Source organism: Xanthomonas phaseoli pv. dieffenbachiae, assembly GCF_008639345.1.
In the GTDB taxonomy this organism is placed as follows: domain Bacteria; phylum Pseudomonadota; class Gammaproteobacteria; order Xanthomonadales; family Xanthomonadaceae; genus Xanthomonas; species Xanthomonas phaseoli.
Genome location: NZ_CP041380.1, coordinates 2,628,406 through 2,645,004 on the forward strand (window position 1 = coordinate 2,628,406; position 16,599 = coordinate 2,645,004).

The 16,599-nt window shown below is 64.5% G+C and carries 16 protein-coding genes and 1 pseudogene; 8 read left to right on the plus strand and 9 right to left on the minus strand.

Annotated features, from left to right (window positions below):
- Positions 1-146 precede the first annotated feature (146 nt).
- The 8 genes from argC to FLG15_RS12025 form a co-directional block, all read right to left on the minus strand.
- Positions 147-1,097, minus strand: a complete 951-nt coding sequence (argC, locus tag FLG15_RS11990) for an N-acetyl-gamma-glutamyl-phosphate reductase (RefSeq protein ID WP_057678291.1) — start codon at positions 1,095-1,097, stop codon at positions 147-149.
- Complete coding sequence (locus FLG15_RS11995) at positions 1,094-1,705, minus strand: GNAT family N-acetyltransferase (protein WP_057678292.1); 612 nt, start codon at positions 1,703-1,705, stop codon at positions 1,094-1,096. Before FLG15_RS11995 ends, argC begins: the two co-directional genes overlap by 4 nt.
- A gap of 5 nt (positions 1,706-1,710) precedes the next feature.
- The gene (locus FLG15_RS12000; RefSeq protein WP_057678293.1) at positions 1,711-3,054 is read right to left on the minus strand and encodes an acetylglutamate kinase; all 1,344 of its coding nucleotides are present in this window, start codon (positions 3,052-3,054) and stop codon (positions 1,711-1,713) included.
- Positions 3,055-3,098: 44 nt separating this feature from the next.
- Positions 3,099-4,199 (minus strand): acetylornithine deacetylase, encoded by a 1,101-nt coding sequence (locus FLG15_RS12005; RefSeq protein WP_057678294.1) that lies wholly within the window; start codon positions 4,197-4,199, stop codon positions 3,099-3,101.
- A 5-nt stretch (positions 4,200-4,204) separates the two neighbouring features.
- Entirely contained in the window at positions 4,205-4,657 is a 453-nt protein-coding gene (locus FLG15_RS12010; RefSeq protein ID WP_011408722.1) for a GNAT family N-acetyltransferase, read from the minus strand.
- 240 nt (positions 4,658-4,897) lie between these two features.
- Complete coding sequence (locus FLG15_RS12015; protein WP_170922293.1) at positions 4,898-6,136, minus strand: argininosuccinate synthase; 1,239 nt, start codon at positions 6,134-6,136, stop codon at positions 4,898-4,900.
- Between the two features lie 51 nt (positions 6,137-6,187).
- Positions 6,188-7,219 carry an N-acetylornithine carbamoyltransferase gene (locus FLG15_RS12020; protein WP_008573404.1) on the minus strand — a complete coding sequence of 344 codons (1,032 nt, stop codon included), beginning with the start codon at positions 7,217-7,219 and terminating at the stop codon, positions 6,188-6,190.
- Between the two features lie 312 nt (positions 7,220-7,531).
- Positions 7,532-8,026 (minus strand): hypothetical protein, encoded by a 495-nt coding sequence (locus FLG15_RS12025; protein WP_039571965.1) that lies wholly within the window; start codon positions 8,024-8,026, stop codon positions 7,532-7,534.
- A 177-nt stretch (positions 8,027-8,203) separates the two neighbouring features.
- Here FLG15_RS12025 and cysS point away from each other — a divergent pair, with 177 nt between their 5' ends.
- The 3 genes and pseudogenes from cysS (at position 8,204) to FLG15_RS12040 (ending at position 11,873) form a co-directional block, all read left to right on the plus strand.
- Positions 8,204-9,628: a cysteine--tRNA ligase gene (cysS, locus tag FLG15_RS12030; RefSeq protein ID WP_057677849.1), complete on the plus strand. Its 1,425-nt coding sequence runs from the start codon at positions 8,204-8,206 to the stop codon at positions 9,626-9,628.
- A gap of 561 nt (positions 9,629-10,189) precedes the next feature.
- Complete coding sequence (locus tag FLG15_RS12035; protein ID WP_017156110.1) at positions 10,190-10,627, plus strand: SufE family protein; 438 nt, start codon at positions 10,190-10,192, stop codon at positions 10,625-10,627.
- A pseudogene (locus tag FLG15_RS12040) lies at positions 10,624-11,873 on the plus strand (MFS transporter). Before FLG15_RS12035 ends, FLG15_RS12040 begins: the two are co-directional and overlap by 4 nt.
- A 205-nt stretch (positions 11,874-12,078) precedes the next feature.
- Here the strand turns inward: FLG15_RS12040 and dksA are convergent.
- On the minus strand, positions 12,079-12,441 hold the full coding sequence (dksA, locus tag FLG15_RS23475; RefSeq protein WP_223293187.1) for an RNA polymerase-binding protein DksA: 363 nt from the start codon (positions 12,439-12,441) through the stop codon (positions 12,079-12,081).
- A gap of 184 nt (positions 12,442-12,625) precedes the next feature.
- Here dksA and FLG15_RS23480 point away from each other — a divergent pair, with 184 nt between their 5' ends.
- The 5 genes from FLG15_RS23480 to FLG15_RS12065 all read left to right on the plus strand — a co-directional run bounded on the left by FLG15_RS23480 (position 12,626) and on the right by FLG15_RS12065 (position 16,302).
- Positions 12,626-13,204: a hypothetical protein gene (locus FLG15_RS23480; RefSeq protein ID WP_057687078.1), complete on the plus strand. Its 579-nt coding sequence runs from the start codon at positions 12,626-12,628 to the stop codon at positions 13,202-13,204.
- On the plus strand, positions 13,204-13,497 hold the full coding sequence (yidD, locus tag FLG15_RS12050) for a membrane protein insertion efficiency factor YidD (RefSeq protein ID WP_057680045.1): 294 nt from the start codon (positions 13,204-13,206) through the stop codon (positions 13,495-13,497). The genes FLG15_RS23480 and yidD overlap by 1 nt, the downstream gene beginning before the upstream one ends.
- Positions 13,494-14,843: a dihydroorotase gene (locus FLG15_RS12055; RefSeq protein WP_057680046.1), complete on the plus strand. Its 1,350-nt coding sequence runs from the start codon at positions 13,494-13,496 to the stop codon at positions 14,841-14,843. Before yidD ends, FLG15_RS12055 begins: the two co-directional genes overlap by 4 nt.
- Positions 14,843-15,685, plus strand: coding sequence for a M23 family metallopeptidase (locus FLG15_RS12060; protein WP_209226855.1), 843 nt, complete (start codon positions 14,843-14,845; stop codon positions 15,683-15,685). The genes FLG15_RS12055 and FLG15_RS12060 overlap by 1 nt, the downstream gene beginning before the upstream one ends.
- A gap of 116 nt (positions 15,686-15,801) precedes the next feature.
- Positions 15,802-16,302 carry a VOC family protein gene (locus FLG15_RS12065; protein ID WP_057680048.1) on the plus strand — a complete coding sequence of 167 codons (501 nt, stop codon included), beginning with the start codon at positions 15,802-15,804 and terminating at the stop codon, positions 16,300-16,302.
- The last annotated feature ends 297 nt before the right edge of the window (positions 16,303-16,599 follow it).

A 16,599-nucleotide genomic window follows, 5' to 3' on the forward strand; every position in this document is an offset into this window, starting at 1 on the left:
GTTTCGATCCCCGCACAGGGATGTGCGGGCTGTTGCAAGGCACTCGCTTCGTTGAATCCCTGCACAGGGATGTGCAGGCTCTTGCGAGGGACTCGCTTAGTTGAATCCCTGCACAAGGATGTGCAGGCTCTTGCGAGGGACTCGCATCAACCAATTGCCATCAACTCGTCCCAGCCCAGCGCCAGGTTGAGGTTTTGCATCGCCTGCGTTGCCGCACCCTTGAGCAGATTGTCCAGCGTCGCCACCACCACCACGCGCTTGTTGCCGGGCGCCAGCGTTACTCCGCCAATCTGCACACCGTGCTTGCCGGCGATGCGGCTCACCCAGGGCGCCTCGTCGACGATCTCGATCAATGGCTCGTCGGCATAACGCTGCGTATAGCGCGCCTGGATCTGCTCGCGCGTCAGTGGCTGCTGCAGCCACAGATTGACGGTCATGGTGATGCCGCGGAAATGCGGTGCCACATGCGGCATGAACTCCACCGGCACGCCGAGCTGCGCAGACACCTCGCGCTCGTGCATGTGGTTGGTCAGCGCATACGGCATCAGATTGTCGGCGAGCAGCTCGGGATTGTTCTTGTCCGAAGGCGTGGTGCCCGCGCCCGAATAGCCGGACACGCCGAAGCACTGCGGCGGGCCGGCCAGCTGGTCGAGCAATGGCGCGATCGTCAGCTGCATCGCGGTGGCATAGCAGCCCGGGTTGCTGATGCGTCTTTGCCCGGCGTAGCTGCCGCGCGTCAACTCAGGCAAGCCGTAGTACCAGGCCGGATCGAAGCGGTAATCTGCCGACAGATCGATCACCAGCGTCTGCGGCGCTGCGGCGTCGATCGCGGCGACGAAAGGCGCTGCCATGCCATTGGGCAACGCCAGGATCACCACATCGGCAGCCTTGGCGGCCACCGCGTCGGCATCCAGGTTCTCGTAGCGCAACTGCCCCTGGTAGGCACCGTTATGCTCGGCCACGCGCTGTCCGGCCAGCTCGCGCGAGGACACGAAGCTCAATTGCAGCTGCGGGTGCGCCGCCACCAATTTGATCAATTCCGAGCCGGTATACCCGCGGGCGCCGACAATGCCGATGGTCTTTGGTTGAACAGTCATGCGTTTGCTTCCAGGCGGAACTGCAGGTGGCGTTTGACCCCGGCCCATTCCGTATCGATGATGGAAAACACCACGGTATCGCGCGGCGTACCGTCGGCGTGGCGGGTGTGGTGGCGCAGCACGCCGTCCTGTTTTGCGCCCAGCCGCGCGATCGCTGCGCGCGAGGGATGGTTGAACCAGCTGGTTTCGAACACCACGCTCAAGCATCCCAGTGTTTCGAAGGCGTATTGCAGCAGCATCAGCTTGGTTTCGGTGTTGACGCCGGTGCGCTGCACGCGCGGCGCGTACCAGGTGTAGCCGATCGACAGCCTGGGCACCGCTGCATCCAGCGCGTAATAGCGCGTGCAACCGACGATGTCGCCGGCCGCGTCGCGCACCGCAAATGGCAACGCCGCGCCGTCGGCGCAGGCGGCCAGGGCTGCGGCGATATACGCATCGACCTGCTCAGGTGCGGGCACGCTGGTGTACCACAGCCGCGACAGCGCGCCCTCGCCCAGTGCCTCGCGCAACCCATCGGCGTGCACTGCTTGCAGCGGCTCCAGGCTCGCATGCCGTCCACGCAGGCTGGGCTGTTCGCGCCAACGTGCTGGCAAGCCGACGACGCTCATCGCAGTCAGCCCAGCAAGGTCGGCTGACGCGTCGCGCAGTGCGCAACGCAATGCTGGATCTGTTCGAAGTTTTCCAGCCCGTACCAGAACACCTTCCACTTCTCCTGCTTGATGCAGCCGTCCGATTCGGCGTAGTAAAAGATATTGACCTGGTTGTTATGACGCGAGCGCCAGAACAGTTGTGGGGTCTCTTCGCGCATCACGTTCCACACCGCACGGCCAAGGCCTTCGCCCTGCGCATCGTCGAGCACGGCGAACTTGTCCAGATAGGTCAGCCTGCCCGCACCGAACTGGCCTTCGTCGGTCAGGATCACCGCGGCGCGATAGTTTTCGCTGACATACGCGCGCAGCAACGTGGTGGTGTCGAAATACTCCGGCACCAGCGTGCGGCCGAAGCTGGACTCGATCAGCGACTTCAGCCGAGGCAGATCCAGTTCGTCCCAGGAGGTGGCGCGCAGCACGCGCTCGCCGCGCCGCACCAGCGTGCCCGAGCCCTTGTGGGTGAACAGTTCCTTGGCCAGGTCCGCCGGCCGGGTGATCGACACCGACGACTCCAGCGGCAGGCGATCGAGCAAGTCCTTGATCTGCTCGATCTTCACCCGCATGCCGCCGTTGATCCACGGCTGCTGCATCAGGTGATCGAACTCGGTAGACAGGTTGATCGAATCGATCAGCTTGCCATCGGCATCCAGCAGGCCGCCGGTGCCGGTGAGAAAAATGATCTTGTACGGCTGCAGCTCCTGCACCAACTCGTTGGCGGCAAAATCCGCATTGACGTTGAGGATCTGCCCGCTGGGCGTTTCGCCCAGGCTGGTGATCACCGGGATGGAGCCGGCCTGCAGGCTGGCTTCGATCGGCGCCAGATTCACCGCCTTGACCTCACCGACCAGGCCGTAGGTGTCGCGATCCAGATACTCGGCCTCGAACACGCCACCGGTAATCGAGGTCGCACGCGCACCATTTTGCTGCAGCGCTTCCACCAGTTTCAGGTTGGAGGCCTGGAACACCTTGCGCACGATCGCCAAGGCTTCGGGCGAGGTCACACGCAGTCCGTTGACCGTGTGCTTTTCGATGCCGGCTGCCGACAGCTCTGCATCCAGCTGCGGGCCGGCGCCATGCAGCACGATCGGGGTCAGCCCCACTTCCTGCAGGAACGACAACGACGAGGTCAGCGCGTCCAGATCGTCGCGCAACACCGCGCCCCCCACCTTGACCACCGCAAAGCGCTTGGCGTCGAGCTGCGAAAACCGCTTGAGGTACTGGCTGATTTCCTTCGCGCTGGCCATGCTCGAAAGCAGGCGCACGATGGTCTGGCGGGTTTGTTTGTGGGGCTGTGCGGAAGGGGACATTGCCGTGTTCGAAAGAGGAAAGGGAGCGCCAGGCGCGTGTCGGCTCAACGCGAACCGTTGATGATGCGATGGACCGATTCGGCATAACGCTGCAGCTGCGCCAGCGTCACGAATTCGTCGGCGGTATGCGCCTGGGCGATGTCGCCCGGACCATACACCAGCGCGGTATAGCCGCCGGCCGAAAACAGCGAGGCCTCGGTCCAGAAGTCCACTGCGTTGCCGATCGGCAGGTCCAGCGCATCGGCCACATCGCGTGCAGCCAGGCGGCGTTCTTCCGCGCGTGCGATGTCGCCCGATGGCAGGCTCGGCCCGCGGAAGGTTTCTTCGAAATGCGCTGCCGCCGGTTCGGCGAAACCGGCGAAGGTTGCGAGCAATCCATCCACGTCCATCGACGGCAGCGGACGAAAGCCGAAGCGCACTTCGGCTGCCGGCGCGATCATGTTGGCCTTGATGCCGCCCTCGACGCGGCCGATGTTGAAGCGCAATCCGGTCAAGCCGCCGAAGCGCGCATGCGCCAGCGATTCCACATGGTCCAGGGCTCTGCCACCCCAGCGCATTGCCTGATGGAGCGCGCTCGCCGAGGGATCCTGCTTGCCCGAGGCATGGCCTGCGCGCCCGGCAAACCGCATCAACACCGAACTGATGCCGCGATGCGCCAGCACCGCTTCGCCCATGGTCGGCTCGGCCACCAAGACAGCTTCGTATTGCACGCCACGCGCCAGGAACGCGGCGATACAGCGCGGGTCATTGGCTTCTTCGTCGGAAGAGAACAGGAACGCGGCATCGCCATCGCCGGCATTGGCCGCGGCAACCAGCGCCGCCGCCGCGCCCTTGATGTCGCACACGCCCAGGCCCACCACGCGGTCGTCCAGGCGCCGCATCACGTGCGGGTCGGCGCTCCAGTGCGGCGAATCCGGCACGGTGTCCAGATGCACATTGAACAGGTACTTCGGCGTGCCGCGCACCGCATACAAGCTCACCGCCCCTGCACCGTGATCGACCACCTCGACCTGGAAGCCCGGCAGCTGCGCGCGCAGATAATCGAAGATGCCGCCATGCGCGGCAATCGCACGCGGCGGATTGCGGGTGTCGAAGGACACCAGCGCCTGCAGGTGGTCCAGCGTGGAGGTGAGCAGGTCAGTCATGTGTGTCAGGCAGCCGTGGTGGTGGTGCGGTAGAGATCGGGATAGGCGATTTCCATCAACGCCTGCGGCCGCGCCGGCGCGGCAAAGCCGTGCTGTGCGTACAGCGCATGCGCATCGGAGGTGGCGAGCATGAAGCGGCGAAGGCCCTGCAGATGCGGATGGGCCATCACTGCCGCCACCAGTTGCTTGCCATAGCCGCGCCCACGGTGGGCATCAAGCACGAACACATCGGCCAGATAGCCGAAGGTGGCACCGTCGGTGATCACTCGCGCGAACGCCACCTGCCCTACGCCCTCGCAATAACCGCCGAAACACAGCGAGCCGGCGATCGCCCGCTGCACCGTGTCCAGCGGGATGCCCAGGCACCAATAGGCCTGCTCGCTGAGGAAGCGATGGATCAACGGCAGGTCGAGTTCCTGCTTGTCGGTACTGATGCGTAGTGCGGGCATGGATTCCATCGCAGTGGCCCTCTTCTCCCACCGGGAGAAGGTGCCCCGAAGGGGGCGATGAGGGGTGCCTCCCGAAACTTCGAGAGGCAACCGGGTCGAACGCGTCGCCACGCGCCCAGAAGGAGAACAATGGAAGCAAATGCTGCAGTGGTTCCCATGACTGGCGCGTGGCGACGCGTTCGTCATGATCGATCCTGAAGGTTCCCTGCGGCGCTCCCACCCCCTCTCCCGGGGGAGAGGGGCTTTTGCTCAGCGGTTGACCTGCGCGTACAGGGTCGAGCTCATCCCGAACAGCTTGATGAAGCCCTCGGCCTCTTCCACGCCCCAGTCGGCCGATTGCGCGTAGGTCGCGCCCTTGGTGTTGAGCAGGTGCGGCGAACGCACCGCCACCGCATCGACGCGGCCGCCGCGGGTTTCCAGCGTCACTTCGCCATTGACCTTGGCCTGCGAGGACTTCAGGAACGCCTCGATATCGCTCTTGAGCGGGTCGTGATAGAAACCTTCGTACACCAGCTCCACCCACTTGCGCGCCACGTCCGGCTTGAAGCGGTTCTGCTGCTTGGTCAGCACTGCATCTTCCAGCGCACGGTGCGCGGTGAGCAGCGAAATCAGGCCCGGCGCTTCGAACACGATGCGGCCCTTCAAACCGATCACGGTGTCGCCGGTATAGACGCCACGGCCCACGCCGTACTGCGCGAACAAGGTGTTGAGCTTGGCCAGGATCTTCGCACCCGGCAGCGGCTTGCCATCCAGTTCCACCGCTTCGCCTTCGACGAATTTCAGCGTCACCGTCAGCGCTTCGCTCGGCCAGGCGCTGCGCGGCGCGCACCAGCCGCGCGCGCCCTCGCCCGGCGCTTCCCAACGATCGATCTCGCCGCCAGACATGGTCAGGCCCAGCAGGTTCTCGTTGATGGTGTAGGCCTGCTGCTTGGCACGCACGCCGAAACCACGCGCTTCCAGATAATTCTGCTCATAGGCACGGGTCTGGGTGTGCTCTTTCTGGATCTCGCGGATTGGCGCAACAATCTGGTAGTCGCCCAGCGCCTTCACTGCCAGGTCGAAACGCACCTGGTCGTTACCCATGCCGGTGCAACCGTGCGCAATGATGCGCGTGCCCAATTCTTCGGCACGCTTGAGCGCAGCATCCACGATCAGGTAACGGTCCGATACCAGCAACGGGTACTGGCCCTGGTACCCCTCGCCCGCCCACACGAACGGCTTGACGAAACCCTCCCAGATCGCCGGGCCACCGTCCACGGTGACGTGGCTGGCCGCGCCCAATTCGGCGGCGCGCTTCTCGATGAACTCACGCTCTTCGGCATCCACACCACCGGTGTCGGCAAACACGGTGTGCACCGCATAGCCGCGCTCCTGCAGATACGGAATGCAGAAGCTGGTGTCCAGACCACCGGAAAACGCGAGGACGATGTCTTTGGTGCCGGGAGTCGGGATTCGGGATTCGGGATTGGTGGAAGCAGCGCTCATCATTGTTCCTTAGTACGTAAATGTGGGGGCCAAGGGTGTTGCTGTTGCGATTCTCTAATCCCGATTCCCGATTCCCGCTTGCGAAGCAAGCGCCGCCATGATCGCCTTCTGCACATGCAGGCGATTTTCGGCTTCATCGATGGCGATGCAGTTGGGCGAATCCATCACGGCATCGGTCGCCTTGACGTTGCGGCGTAGCGGCAGGCAGTGCGAGAACACGCCGTTGTTGGTCAGCGCCATCTTGCGTTCGTCGACGATGAAATGCTGGTACTGGTCGCGGATCGGCTTCTCTGGTTCCCAGTTGCCGAAGAACGGCAACGCGCCCCAGCTCTTGGCGTAGACGACATCGGCGCCGGCATAGGCGCTGTCGATGTCGTGGCTCACCTGCAGCGAACCGCCGCTTTCGGCCACGTTTTGCGCGGCCCAGTCCATGTAGCGCTGATCCAGGATGTAGTCCGGCGTCGGGCACAACAGGGTCACGTCCATGCCCATGCGGGTGGCGATGGTCAGCGCCGAGTTGGCCACCGCGGTGTTCAGCGGCTTGGGGTGGTAGGTCCAGGTCAGCACGTACTTCTTGCCGCGCAGATCCTGGGTCCCGAAGTGTTCCTGCAGCGCCAGCGCATGCGCCAGCTCCTGGCATGGGTGGGTGATGGTTTCCATGTTGATCACCGGTACCGGCGAGTACTTGGCAAAGCTCTTGAGCACCTGGTCTTCGCGGTCCTTGGACCAGTCCACGAACTTGGGAAACGCGCGCACGCCGATCAGGTCGACATAACGCCCCAGCACGCGCGCCACTTCGGCGATGTGCTCTTCGGTGTCGCCGTCCATCACCGTGCCCAGATTGAACTCGATCGGCCACGCATCCTTGCCCGGCTGCAGGACCACCGCATGCCCGCCCAACTGGAACGCACCCAGCTCGAAGCTGGTACGGGTGCGCATGGAGGGGTTGAAGAACACCAGCGCAATCGACTTGCCCTTCAGCTCGCTTCCCAGCTTGTTGCGTTTGAACAACGCGGCCTGGGTCAACAGCGCATCCAGTTCGGCGCGGCTCCAGTCCTGGGTGTTCAAGAAGTGCTTCAGTGACATCGATCGATCCTATGCTGCGTGCTACTGCTGCGTTGGTCCGCCAGGAGCGACGGGGGGCGCGACATGCGCGTTTCTTGCGGTTGAAACTTCTGTGACGCCAAAACGAAAAAACCCAGCCTGTGGGCTGGGTCTTCAACGTCGGAACAGCAAACGCCCCGGCTTACCCAGCGAAAATGTGGGATTCCGGTCGGCGGGCACGCGAGGTCATGCCGGAGGCCATCCGGGCGGCGCTGGTGTCGTGCTGAAAGGCGTTTGCTTGCATAGGGCGCGAATCCTCGCACGCATGTGGGCACGGCGCAACCGCTGCGCATCTCATCGCGGCGGCGCGACGATGGCGTCGGGAATGTAGGGAGTCACCGAGACCCGGATGCGCAGCCGGTTGCCCGGATCTTCCGGCAGGCGCGAACGGTATTTGGTGCCCTTGTAGACATAGTCCACGTCAAAGGCGATCGGCCGGCGGAACTCACGCGGCACTTCCACCACCTTGCAGTTGCGCCGCGTGCTGGTCGGCGGCACCGCAGCGGGCGCGGCCGGTTCGGGGCGACGCGAGAACATTTCCTTGACCGAATCCACCATGCGGTTGATGCGGCCCTCGTCCTCGGCCGGCGCTGCCGCAGCCTGTGCCGCCTGCTCGGCTTCGCATTGCTCTTCGATACGCGTGGCGCGAAGCGTCTGGTAGACCGGCTCGACGTTGAGCACCTGCGCATAATCCAGTTTCACGTTCTCGATCACCACAACCCGGTTCTTGGGGTCGGGCTCTGCCGCATGCGCCGGAATGACTTGCCCGGCAAACGTACACAGCAGCATGAAGAACGGAGAAGGTCGCATCAGTACCGGGAACGCGCAGCCAGGCAGTACGTAAGTGTATGGAGCTTGCGGCCGCCTGGGCTGAACGCAACCCATCCGGTGGCCATGGTCGGGCTGGCGATTCGCCATCGCGCCACAACGGGCTAGAATCGCGCGATTGCCCTTTTTCGGATGCCGATGAGCCTGCGCCTGCACAACAACCTGACGCGGCGGGTCGAGCCGTTTGCGCCGCTCGATCCGTCCAGCCCCACCCTGTATGTCTGCGGTCCCACCGTCTACAACTACGCGCACATCGGCAACGCCCGTGGCCCGGTGGTGTTCGATGTGCTTGCCGCGTTGCTGCGCCGACGCTACGGCGCACTGCGCTACGCGCGCAACATCACCGACGTGGACGACAAGATCAACGCCGCCGCGCAGGCGCAGGGCGTACCGATTGCGACGATCACCGATCGCTTCGCGGCGATCTACCGGCAGGACATGGCGGCGCTTGGCGTGGTTCCACCGGACATCGAACCGGAGGCCACCGCGCATATCCCGCACATCGTGGCGATGATCGAGCAGCTGATCGCCAGCGGGCATGCCTATGCCGCAGAAGGCCACGTGCTGTTTTCGGTCTCCAGCTTCGAGGACTACGGCAAACTCTCGCGGCGCGACCCGGACGAAATGCTGGCCGGCGCACGTGTGGACGTGGCGCCGTACAAGCGCGACCCCGGCGACTTCGTATTGTGGAAACCCTCCAGCGACGACCTGCCCGGCTGGGAATCGCCATGGGGCCGCGGCCGCCCGGGTTGGCATATCGAATGCTCGGCGATGGCTGCGGCGCATCTGGGCCCCACCATCGACATCCACGCAGGCGGCGTGGACCTGCAGTTTCCGCATCACGAAAACGAGATTGCGCAGAGCGAGTGCGCGCATGGCGGTGCCACCTTTGCGCGCTTCTGGCTGCACAACGGCATGCTCAATTTCAGCGGCGCGAAGATGAGCAAGTCGCTGGGCAATATCGAAACCGTGCACGAGCTCATCGCCAGGCATCCGCCCGAAGCGCTGCGCTATGCGCTGTTGAGCGCGCATTACCGTCAGCCACTGGATTGGTCGGATGGGTTGATCGAGCAGGCCAAGAACACGCTGGACCGGTTGTATGGGACGTTGCGGGATCTGGCTGCGCTGGCAGCCGAAAGCGGCAGCGACTTTGCACCATCCAAGACGATTCCCGCCGAGGTGGAGTCCGCTCTGGATGACGATCTCAATACGCCGCTGGCCTTGTCCGTCATGGCAAGCATCGCCTCCGATGCGCGTGCATTGCGCAGCGAACTGATGCACAGCGGCCAAGCGCCGGCGCGCATGACCGAGCTGCATGCCGCGCGCGCCAAGTTGCTTGGTGCCGGCATGGCGTTGGGGTTGTTGCAACAAGACCCGGCTGCATGGTTCTCGCGCGGCACCGACGCAGGCGACGATGCCCGCATCACTACCCTGGTCGAAGAGCGCAGCGCGGCGAAGAAAGCCAAGGATTTCGCCCGCGCCGATGCCATCCGCAAGCAGCTCGCCGACGAGGGCATCGTCCTGGAAGACACCCCGCAGGGCGTACGCTGGAAACGCGCCTGACCGTTCCTATTCCGTCGGGAGAATGTGGCGCTCAGCGCCGGATGAGGGTGCGAGCAAAGCCACCTGTACCAGCCACGAGGCTTCGCCCGTACCCTCACCCCAACCCCTCTCCCGATGGGAGAGGGGCAATACCCGGGTTCACCACTCCCCTCATCCTCTGAACCGCACTTGCATACCTCCACGCCCAACGCGCATGACCGACCCTTCTCCCACCGGGAGAAGGTGGCGCTCAGCGCCGGATGAGGGTGCGAGCGAAGCCACGTGCACCAGCCATGAGGCTTCGCCCGTACCCTTACCCAATCCCTCTCCCGATGGGTGAGGGGCAATGCCTGAGTTCGATACCTGCTCATCCCCTGAAACCTCAATTGCACACCTCCACACCCAACGCGCATGACCTACCCTTCTCCCACCGGGAGAAGGTGGCGCGCAGCGCCGGATGAGGGTGCGAGCGAAGCCACGTGCAACAGCCACGAGGCTTCGCCCATACCCTCACCCCTCTCCCGGAAGGAGAGGGGCTCTGACCAAATGCCCTTAGTTTTTGCGATCGATTCTGGAACTTAGATGACCAACTCCCCCTTCCCGCTCGAACCCACTGCCGCCGAGGCGCAGGCCGCCATTGCCGAGGAGTTTTCCTTTTTCGGCGACTGGTCCGAGCGCTACCAGTACCTGATCGACCTTGGACGCAAGTTGCCCGCCTTCCCGGAACAGTGGAAAACCGAAGAGCACCGCCTGCATGGCTGCCAATCGATGGTCTGGATCGTGCCGGAGGGCAACGCCGAGCGGCTGGATTTCCATGCCGTCAGCGATTCGGCCATTGTCTCCGGGCTGATCTACCTTGCGCTGCGCGTGTATTCGGGGCGTAGCGCGCAAGAGATCCTGGCCACCGAGCCTGACTACATCGCCGGAATCGGCCTGGCTAAGCATCTGTCGCCGACCCGCAGCAACGGCGTGGCAGCGATGCTGGCCTTCATCCGCGATACCGCGCGCGCGCAGCAGTGAGCACGCCCGCCCCATCGCCCGCCGATTCGCTGCGGACGCTGCTCGCCCATCCAGGCTTCGGCCTGGTGCTGCTGTACCGCGTGGCAGCGATGCTGTCCTACCAGATCGTCGCGGTGACGGTCGGTTGGCATATCTATGAAATGACCGGCAACCCGCTCTCGCTGGGGCTGATCGGCCTGGCTGAAATCCTGCCGTTCTTCTGCATCGCCCCCTTTGCCGGCTACCTGGTCGATCACCTGCCGCGCCGCCGGCTGGGCATGGTGGCCGTGCTCGGCTTGGTCGCAACCGCACTGCTGCTGTTGGCGATCACGCAAGGCTGGCTGCCCATCAAAGGCGTGTGGCCGATCTACGCCGCCATCTCGCTCACCGGCGCGGCGCGCTCTTTCCTGTCGCCGGTCTACAACGCCTTGTTTGCACGGGCGCTGCCGCGCGAAGCATTCGCACGTGGTGCCAGCATCGGCAGCGTCACCTTCCAGGCCGGCATGGTGATCGGCCCGGCGCTGGGCGGTGTGCTGGTCGGCTGGGGCGGCAAGGGCCTGGCCTACGGGGTCGCCGCCAGCGTGGCGATGCTGGCGATCCTGGCGTTGGCGTTGTTGCGTGTCAGCGAGCCAGTCAGCGAGGGCCCGCGTGCGCCGATCTTCCGCAGCATCGCCGAAGGCGCGCGGTTCGTACTGTCCAACCAGATCATGCTGGGTGCCATGGCGCTGGACATGTTTTCGGTCCTGCTTGGCGGCGCGGTCTCGATGTTGCCGGCCTTCATCCACGACATCCTGCACTACGGCCCGGAAGGCCTGGGCATCCTGCGCGGTGCGCCGGCGCTGGGTTCGATCGTGGTTGGCGTATGGCTGGCGCGGCACCCGCTGCAGCGCAATGCCGGGCGCGTGCTGCTGCTGTCGGTGGCCGGCTTCGGGCTCTGCACCATCGCCTTCGGACTGTCGCGCCATTCTGGCTGTCCGCGGCGATCCTGCTGGTGTACGGCATGTGCGACGGCGTCTCGGTGGTGGTGCGCCAGACCATCCTGCAGTTGGCCACCCCCGATGCCATGCGTGGCCGGGTGTCTTCGATCAATGGCATCTTCATCGGCTCGTCCAACGAGCTGGGCGCATTCTACGACGGCGTCATGGCGCGCCTGGTCGGGCTAGTGCCTGCGGTGGTGATCGGCGGCTGCGTCACCCTGGGCGTGGTGGCCACCACCGCCTGGAAGGCGCCGCGCCTGCGCAAGCTGGACCTGCGCGATCTGCAGTGAGCTGCGCAATCGCGCGATTGCCGGCCCACTGCGTCGCGCTGGAGCAAAGACATTCGTGCCGCGAGCCGCGACCAGGTGCCGTCATTCAACTGCGCGCGACGGCGGTTCGCCGACGTGCGCTGACTGACCAGGTACCGATGCAACGGATCAGGCGTCCATAAAAAAACCCCGCACATGGCGGGGTCTTCATGAGCCAGGCGGACGGTCAGTCGCCCTGCTGCTTCTGCAAATGCTCCCAACGCTCCTGGGCGTCGATGGTGCGCTCGGCAGTCAGGCGCGCTTCCAGGCGGTCTAGGCCAATCTCTTCTCCGGTGTCCACGCAGTAGCCGTAATCACCGTCTTCCAGACGCTTGAGCGTGCTGTCGATCTTGGAGATCAGCTTGCGGGCGCGGTCACGGGCACGCAGTTCCAGCGAGTTTTCGGTCTCGCGGGTGGCGCGTTCGGCTTCATCGCCGATATCGCGCACTTCTTCGCGCAGGTTTTCGATGGTCTGCTTGGATTCCTCCACCATCTCGTTGCGCCAGCTCTGCAGACGCTGGCGGAAATATTCCTGCTGCAACTTGTTCATGTACTCCTCGTCCGCGGAAGGCTTGTAGCCCTGCGGCAGGATCGGGCGACCGGTTGCTTCGTCGGTCTTGTACTCGACCACCTTGTACTTGGTCTTGGGAGCCGCGCTGGACGGCTTGGACGTCACGGCCACGGCCACCTTGCCGACCGGACGGGTCGCAGCAGGCTTGGCGGGGGCTTCGGTTTTGGTTGGCGTTTTTGCGGAAGATTTCGAAACGGGCACGGGATTCTTAGATGACGGGGTCGCAGGCTTTACCGGCTTCGCAGGGACGGCCTTGGGGACCGGTGCGGGCGCGGGCTTTTCAGCCTTGACCGGGACTGACTTGGCCGGAGCCGGCTTGGTGGCCGGCTTCGGTACGGACTTGGACGCCACCGGCTTGGCGGCCGGTTTGGCGGCAGCCGGGGCTGCCTTCTTCGCCGCCGGCTTGGCAGCAGGCTTGGCGACGGGTTTCACTGACTTGGGGGCTACGGACGCGGCGGTCTTGGAAGCCGGCGCCGGCTTGGCAGCGGTCTTCGTCGCAGGTGCCTTCTTCGCGGGTGCCTTCTTGGCAGCCGACTGCTTGGTCGCCGGTTTTGCGGCCGGTTTCGCAGCAGCGGACGTCGCTGCCTTTTTCGCAACGGGTTTGGCGGACTTCTTGGCGGCCTCTACGGCCTTTTTTGCAGGTTTTTTAGCAGCCACGAAACGCTCATCCTTGGTTCCCCCGGGGCCCGGGAAAGCGGGCCTTTATAACGTACCCCACGGACCCCCGGCAACCACCTATTAATGCAAGTGGCATATCATTGGCAAGTGATCTCACGCCTGCTCATCGCGCTGCTGCGCGTCTACAAGCTCGTCATCAGCCCCCTGCTCGGGCCGCGTTGCCGTTTTGCACCCAGCTGCTCGGACTACGCGATGACCGCCATCGGCCGCTTCGGCCCGCTGCGCGGCAGTTGGCTTGCCGCACGCAGGCTCGGCCGCTGTCATCCCTTCCATCCGGGCGGATTCGATCCGGTGCCCGATGCACCCGCCTCGCCCTGCCCGTCTTCTTCCTGCAGCTGCAAAGGACCCCATCCATGAGCCGAACCGTCATCGTCAATGCCCGCCTGGTCAATGAAGGCAAAGAGTTCGACGCCGATCTCCTGATCGAGGGCGGCCGCATCGCCAAGATCGACGACAAGATCGCCCCTGCCCCTGGCGATACCGTGGTGGACGCCGCCGGACGCTGGGTGCTGCCAGGCATGATCGACGACCAGGTGCACTTCCGTGAGCCTGGCCTGACCCACAAGGGCGACATCGCGACCGAATCCGGCGCCGCGGTGGCTGGTGGCCTGACCAGCTTCATGGACATGCCCAACACCAATCCGCCGACGCTGGATGCCGCCGCACTGCAGGCCAAGTACGACGCCGCTGCCGGGCGCGCCTGGGCCAACTACGGCTTCTATATGGGCGCCAGCAACGACAATCTGGTCCATATCCAGTCGCTGGACCCCAAGACCGCGCCAGGCATCAAGGTGTTCATGGGCGCCTCCACCGGCAATATGCTGGTCGATAACCCCGAAACGCTGGATGCGATCTTCCGCGACGCGCCCACGCCAATCATCACGCATTGCGAAGACACCCCGACCATCGATGCGACGATGGCGCAGTACAAGGAAAAATACGGCGATGCGCTGACACCGGAGATGCACCCGGACATCCGTTCGCGTCAGGCCTGCCTGAAGTCTTCGCAGCTGGCGGTGTCGCTGGCGCGCAAGCACAACACCCGTCTGCATGTGCTGCACATCTCCACCGCCGACGAGCTGTCGCTGTTCGAAGCCGGCCCGCTGGTCGATGCCGACGGCAAGCTACGCAAGCGCATCACCGCCGAGACCTGCATCCACTTCCTGCGCTTCGATCGCAGCGACTACGCACGACTGGGCAACCTGATCAAGTGCAACCCGGCGATCAAGGATGCCGAAGATCGCCTGGCGCTGATCGATGCGCTGGCCGAAGATGTCATCGACGTGCTCGCCACCGACCATGCCCCGCATACCTGGGAAGAAAAGCACAAGCCCTATGCGCAGGCGCCCTCGGGCCTGCCGCTGGTGCAGTACGCGCTGGTCGCGGCACTGGAGCTGGTGCACGAAGGCAAGTTGCCGATCACCCGTGTCGTGCAGAAGTTCGCGCATGCGCCGGCACAGTTGTTCGATGTGCAAGAGCGTGGCTTCCTGCGCGAAGGCTATTTCGCCGACCTAGTGATGATCGACAACACCCCGTTCACCGTGAAGCGTGAGCAGGTGCTGTCCAAGTGCGGCTGGTCGCCATTCGAGGGCACCACCTTCCGTTCGCGTATCGCTGCAACGTGGGTCAACGGCCAGCAGGTGTGGGACGGCGAACAACTGGTGGGCAGCGCTGCCGGCCAGCGCCTGACCTTCGACCGCTGATGCGCGCAGCCCTGTTTGGCGCCTGGTTGCTCCTGGCGCCGGTCGTGCTAGCGGCAGGTGCTGCAGATGCCCAGAGTGCGGCCGCCGCGACTGATGCCGTGTTTCCGCAAAGCGCCTCGCAAGGTGCGCTGGTGATCGGCAAGGTGCCGGCTGGCAGCAAGGTGCAATACGCCGGCCGCAGCTTGCGGGTGAGCGGTTATGGAAGCGTGGTGTTCGGTATCGGCCGCGATGCCACCGGGCCATTGCAGGTGCAGATCACCCCGCCCGGAGGCAGCACGCAGACCGTGAGCATCGCAGTGACGCCGCGCGACTGGCCGATCGAACGCGTCAACGGCGTGCCGCCCAAAACAGTCAACCCACCGCCGGCAATCGCCGAACGGATCAAGCGCGAGCAGGCGCAGGTCACCGCCGCACGCGACCGCGACGATGCACGCACCGATTTCGCCCAACCCTTCATCTGGCCGGTGCAGGGTCGCATCAGCGGCCGCTTCGGCAATGCACGCGTGTACAACGGCCAGCCCGGCGCCGGCCATTCGGGCATGGACATCGCCGTGCCCACTGGCACCCCGGTGAAGGCGCCGGCGGCCGGCGTAGTGACGTTCGCGGCGCCGGACCTGTATCTCACCGGCGGCACGGTGCTGCTGGATCACGGCTTTGGCGTGAGCTCGAATTTCCTGCACTTGTCGCGTATCGACGTGAAAGTGGGCGATCGGGTCGAGCAAGGCCAGGTGATTGGCGCGGTCGGTGCCACCGGGCGTGCCACCGGGCCGCATCTGCATTGGGGGATGAACTGGTTCGACACCCGCATCGATCCGTTGCTGGTGCTTGAGCGGACGAAGTAGAGCGTTCGAAAGATCGCCTCGTTGACGTGCGGAGGCATTGAGGACGCTGTCCTACGCTCCCTATAAGAGCCTGCTTAGCCAGCGGTCTTCTGCTGGCTCTAGCTTCCCTCACACAAATTATCGCGTCTCGGACGTACTGGAACGGAGCCGCCACAGTGGATAGCAATGCAGGCGTGACCAGCGTCGATCACATCGGGTTTGCCGTTTCATCGCTTGACGAGGCTATCCGGTTCTGGACCGAGGCCCTGGGGTTTACGCTCGAACGACAGGCACAGATGGGCGGCGATTTCCTGCATCAGGTCACCGGCGTGGATGATCCGAGCGTGCGAACGGCAATCGTGAAGGCTCCGGACGGATTCATCGTCGAGTTGCTGCAGTATTCCAACGGTCGTCGGAATGGGCAGTCGCCGGACAGCGCGGGTGCGATCGGGGCCGCCCATCTGGCGCTGACCGTCCGGGACATCCATGCGGCCATCTCCCGTGTCGAGGCCGCCGGATGGAAGGCAAAGGGCAAGCCGCTGCCGATTCCGGGAGGTCCGAGAACAGGAACGCTCACCGCCTACGTGTCTGGTCCGGACCATATTTCCATCGAGTTCATGCAGCCGGCTGGGCCGTGACGGAACCGGCGCGCCCCAACTACCGGCAGTCGTGAGCGGGATGACACCGAATGGTCGCATCCCCGCCCCGTTGATGGACCATGATCCCGATCCGCCTTAGCGTGCGGCTGCAGAGTCATCCTGCGATGACCCCACTATTGGATGCATCGCGACTGGATCAGGCCCCCTCAATTCAACAACGCGCCACACCCTGCGGCGCCAAAAGAAAAAAACGCAACCCACGACCATTGCGCCGGAACGCTGCATACCCGGTCGGCGGCGACCTACCCGTCGTGCGTGTGTCCGCCAGCGGCCGTT

Coding starts and splice junctions, on each gene's coding strand:
- FLG15_RS12010 (WP_011408722.1), bottom strand. CDS start 4,657: ATGGAATCCATGCCCGCACTACGCATCAGTACCGACAAGCAGGAACTC.
- dksA (WP_223293187.1), bottom strand. CDS start 12,441: ATGAACAAGTTGCAGCAGGAATATTTCCGCCAGCGTCTGCAGAGCTGG.
- cysS (WP_057677849.1), top strand. CDS start 8,204: ATGAGCCTGCGCCTGCACAACAACCTGACGCGGCGGGTCGAGCCGTTT.
- FLG15_RS12020 (WP_008573404.1), bottom strand. CDS start 7,219: ATGTCACTGAAGCACTTCTTGAACACCCAGGACTGGAGCCGCGCCGAA.
- FLG15_RS12035 (WP_017156110.1), top strand. CDS start 10,190: ATGACCAACTCCCCCTTCCCGCTCGAACCCACTGCCGCCGAGGCGCAG.
- FLG15_RS12000 (WP_057678293.1), bottom strand. CDS start 3,054: ATGTCCCCTTCCGCACAGCCCCACAAACAAACCCGCCAGACCATCGTG.
- FLG15_RS12055 (WP_057680046.1), top strand. CDS start 13,494: ATGAGCCGAACCGTCATCGTCAATGCCCGCCTGGTCAATGAAGGCAAA.
- FLG15_RS11995 (WP_057678292.1), bottom strand. CDS start 1,705: ATGAGCGTCGTCGGCTTGCCAGCACGTTGGCGCGAACAGCCCAGCCTG.
- argC (WP_057678291.1), bottom strand. CDS start 1,097: ATGACTGTTCAACCAAAGACCATCGGCATTGTCGGCGCCCGCGGGTAT.
- FLG15_RS12015 (WP_170922293.1), bottom strand. CDS start 6,136: ATGATGAGCGCTGCTTCCACCAATCCCGAATCCCGAATCCCGACTCCC.
- FLG15_RS12025 (WP_039571965.1), bottom strand. CDS start 8,026: ATGCTGCTGTGTACGTTTGCCGGGCAAGTCATTCCGGCGCATGCGGCA.
- FLG15_RS12005 (WP_057678294.1), bottom strand. CDS start 4,199: ATGACTGACCTGCTCACCTCCACGCTGGACCACCTGCAGGCGCTGGTG.
- FLG15_RS12060 (WP_209226855.1), top strand. CDS start 14,843: ATGCGCGCAGCCCTGTTTGGCGCCTGGTTGCTCCTGGCGCCGGTCGTG.
- yidD (WP_057680045.1), top strand. CDS start 13,204: ATGCAAGTGGCATATCATTGGCAAGTGATCTCACGCCTGCTCATCGCG.